Genomic DNA, 3,602 nt, shown 5'->3' with positions numbered 1-3,602 from the left:
GGCGGGGTCGGACAGCACGGCGTTCGCTTCGCTGACCGCCTTGAAACGTTCCTCGGCGGCAGCGTCGCCCGGGTTGGCGTCGGGATGCAGATCCCGCGCCAGCTTCCGGTACGCCTTCTTGATGTCGTCCTGCGACGCGTCGGGGGAGACGCCCAGGTCCTTGTAGAAGTCCTTCTCGATCCACTCCCGCTGGCTCACCGGGCGCCTCCTCCTCTCGCAGTACTTGTTGTTTCTTACTCGGTGCCCGACTCCTCCGGCGGCGTTTGCGCCGGAGTGTCGGTCGGCTCGCCGTCGGCCACGGTCACCATCGCGTGCCGCAGCACACGGTCGCCGAGCCGGTACCCCTTGCGAAGGACCGCCCCGAGGACGGGATTGTTCCCGTCGCCTTCCATCTGAACCGCTTCGTGCAGATCCGGCTCGAACGGATCACCCTCCGCACCGAACGACTCGAGGCCGAGGCCGGTGAGAATGCCGACGAGCTTGTCGCTCAGGGCCTTCATCGGTCCGGTCTCGAGGTCGCCGTGCGCGCGGGCCCGATCCAGGTCGTCGACCAGGTCGAGGAACTGGCCGACCACCGACGCCTTGGCGCCTTCGATCGCAGCTACCTTCTCCCGCTCGATCCGACGCCGGTAGTTGGCGTACTCGGCCGTGACGCGCTGCAGATCCGCAGTGCGCTCGGCGAGTTCGGCCGTTTCCGGCGACGGTTCGGCGGTCAGTGCGGCTTCGTCTCCTGCGGCAGGAGCCGGCGACTCGGATTCCACTTCGACGACCTGCGCTTCGGCGTCTGCTTCGCGCACCTCGAAGGTCTCCGGGTCGATCCGTCGCTTGTCGGTGACGGTCACCGGTTCCTGCTCGCGCTTGTCGGCACTCACTTCTTGTCCGTATCGCTCGGTTCGTCGACGACCTCGGCGTCGACGACGTCGTCGGCACCGGCGGCCGCACCGTCACCGGCAGCGGCACCATCGGCACCCTGGGCCTCGTAGATCGCCTGGCCGAGGGCCTGCGACTCGGTCGCAAGCTTCTCGACTGCGGCCTTGACCGCGGCGATGTCGGAACCGGCGAGAGCGTCGTTGGCTTCCTTGATGGCAGCCTCGACCTTCGTCTTGACGTCGGCCGGCACCTTGTCCTCGTTGTCCTTGATGAACTTCTCGGTCTGGTGCACGAGCGACTCGGCCTGGTTGCGGACCTCGGCCTCCTCGCGACGCTTCCGGTCCTCCTCCGCGTGCGCCTCGGCGTCCTTGATCATGCGGTCGATCTCTTCCTTGGAGAGGCCGGAGCCTTCCTGGATCTTGATCGTGTTCTCCTTGCCGGTGCCCTTGTCGCGGGCGGTGACGTGCACGATGCCGTTGGCGTCGATGTCGAAGGTCACCTCGATCTGCGGGACACCGCGCGGAGCCGGGGCGATGCCGCCGAGCTCGAAGGAGCCGAGCAGCTTGTTGTGCGCGGCGATCTCGCGCTCGCCCTGGAAGACCTGGATCTGCACGGACGGCTGGTTGTCGTCGGCCGTGGTGAAGGTCTCGGACCGCTTGGTCGGGATGGTGGTGTTGCGCTCGATGAGCTTGGTCATCACGCCACCCTTGGTCTCGATGCCGAGGGACAGCGGGGTGACGTCGAGGAGCAGCACGTCCTTGACCTCGCCCTTGAGGACACCGGCCTGCAGGGCGGCGCCGACGGCGACGACCTCGTCCGGGTTCACGCCCTTGTTGGGCTCGCGGCCACCGGTCAGCTCGCGGACCAGGTCGGTGACGGCGGGCATACGGGTCGAGCCGCCGACGAGGACGACATGGTCGATGTCGCTGACCGAGATGCCTGCGTCCTTGATGACCTGCTGGAACGGAGCGCGGGTGCGTTCGAGGAGATCGCTGGTGATCTTCTGGAACTCGGCGCGGGTGAGCTGCTCGTCGAGGAACAGCGGGTTCTTGTCCGCGTCGACCGTGATGTAGGGCAGGTTGATGGAGGTGCTCTGCGAGCTGGACAGCTCGATCTTCGCCTTCTCCGCAGCCTCACGCAGACGCTGCAGGGCCATCTTGTCCTTGGTCAGGTCGATGCCGTTCTGCGCCTTGAACTTGTCGACGAGCCAATTGACGATGCGCTCGTCCCAGTCGTCGCCACCGAGGTGGTTGTCGCCGGAGGTCGCGCGGACCTCGACGACGCCGTCGCCGATCTCCAGGAGGGACACGTCGAACGTGCCGCCACCGAGGTCGAAGACGAGGATGGTCTGTTCCTTCTCGCCCTTGTCGAGGCCGTATGCGAGGGCCGCGGCGGTGGGCTCGTTGACGATGCGCAGGACGTTGAGACCGGCGATGGTGCCGGCTTCCTTGGTGGCCTGACGCTGTGCGTCGTTGAAGTACGCGGGGACGGTGATGACGGCGTCGGTGATGTCCTCACCGAGGTACGCCTCGGCGTCGCGCTTCAGCTTCATCAGGATGCGCGCGCTGATCTCCTGCGGCGTGTACTTCTTGTCGTCGATGGTGACGGTCCAGTCGGTGCCGATGTGGCGCTTGACGGAACGGATGGTGCGGTCGACGTTGGTGACCGCCTGGTTCTTGGCGGGCTGACCCACCAGAACTTCGCCGTTCTTCGCAAACGCGACGACCGACGGAGTGGTACGGGAGCCCTCGGAGTTCGCGACCACCACGGGCTCGCCGCCTTCCAGAACGGAAACGACCGAGTTGGTGGTTCCGAGGTCGATGCCGACCGCACGAGCCATAATTCTCCTCCAATGTCTCGCCGCGACACCTCGTTGCATCGCGGACCTTCATGCCCTAACCCTGAGCCTGTTCGACTCAAGTGAGCGAAGCCGACTCAAGCTTGCACCCGCACCGAGACTGGAGTCAAGCCCAAGTTGAGTCTGGCACGCTCAGGTTTGTCGATGGGTTTAACCGCAACCGTCACGTATTTGTTCCAGTGCGTGACGCGGATCACCCCTAGCCCCCGCCAGCCGCGCAACCGCCAGACAGCAGCGCGCGGCATGCATCGCGCCGCTGTCTCCCCCGTCGGCGGCTGCGGCGACGGAGTTATCCACAGGCGCCTATTCGATCCACAGATTTGGGCAATTCGCCATCGGAGCGTCCCGAATCACCGAGATCACGGCCACGCTGACCGGCATGACCGATCCGACACCGATCTACCGATCCGATCTTCTCGCCTCCGGCATCACCCCCGACGAACTGCGGCAGGCATTGCGCAGTGGCGCTCTCACTCCGGTCGCGCCCGGTGCGTACCTTCGCCGCTCCGAGGCCGACGCACTCGACGACGACGCCAAGCACCGTGTCCGAGCGCGATGCGTGCAGCACACGCTCGGCTGGGACGCGGTGCTCAGCCACGTCACCGCCGCACTGTTCCACGGAGCCGACCTGTGGAACCCCGACCTGTCCCGCATACACATCACCCGCGACCGGAGGTCTGGTGGACGACGGACGGACAACCTCCACGTCCATCCGGCGCCGATCGCGCGCGAGGAGATATTCGTCGTCGGCGCGGCCGCGGTCACCTCACCCGCGCGCACGATCGTCGACCTCGCCCGGTCTCTGACCGTCGACGAGGCGGTGATCGCCGGGGATTCGTTGCTGCGACGGTATCCGTCCGCTCTCGTGGGAATT

3 protein-coding genes and 1 pseudogene are annotated in these 3,602 nt (G+C 66.3%); 1 reads left to right on the top strand and 3 read right to left on the bottom strand.

The annotated features are described in order from the left end of the window. The 3 genes from I0Q12_RS05225 to dnaK all read right to left on the bottom strand — a co-directional run. A partial coding sequence (locus tag I0Q12_RS05225; RefSeq protein ID WP_197250940.1) for a DnaJ domain-containing protein occupies positions 1–198 on the bottom strand: 198 nt, incomplete at its 3' end. A gap of 35 nt (positions 199–233) precedes the next feature. Continuing rightward, on the bottom strand, positions 234–872 hold the full coding sequence (gene grpE / locus I0Q12_RS05220; protein ID WP_197250939.1) for a nucleotide exchange factor GrpE: 639 nt from the start codon (positions 870–872) through the stop codon (positions 234–236). Further along, positions 869–2,710 (bottom strand): molecular chaperone DnaK, encoded by a 1,842-nt coding sequence (gene dnaK, locus I0Q12_RS05215; protein ID WP_197250938.1) that lies wholly within the window; start codon positions 2,708–2,710, stop codon positions 869–871. The genes grpE and dnaK overlap by 4 nt, the downstream gene beginning before the upstream one ends. 397 nt (positions 2,711–3,107) lie before the next feature. On the opposite strand from dnaK, the pseudogene I0Q12_RS32015 reads away from it, so the two are divergent. Beyond that, positions 3,108–3,602: pseudogene (locus I0Q12_RS32015) on the top strand (hypothetical protein); the annotation flags it as partial.

This window comes from Rhodococcus sp. CX, assembly GCF_015865005.1.
GTDB lineage: Bacteria > Actinomycetota > Actinomycetes > Mycobacteriales > Mycobacteriaceae > Rhodococcus.
The sequence above is the reverse complement of the archived record's forward strand: the minus strand, read 5'-3'. Positions and strand labels throughout refer to the sequence as shown.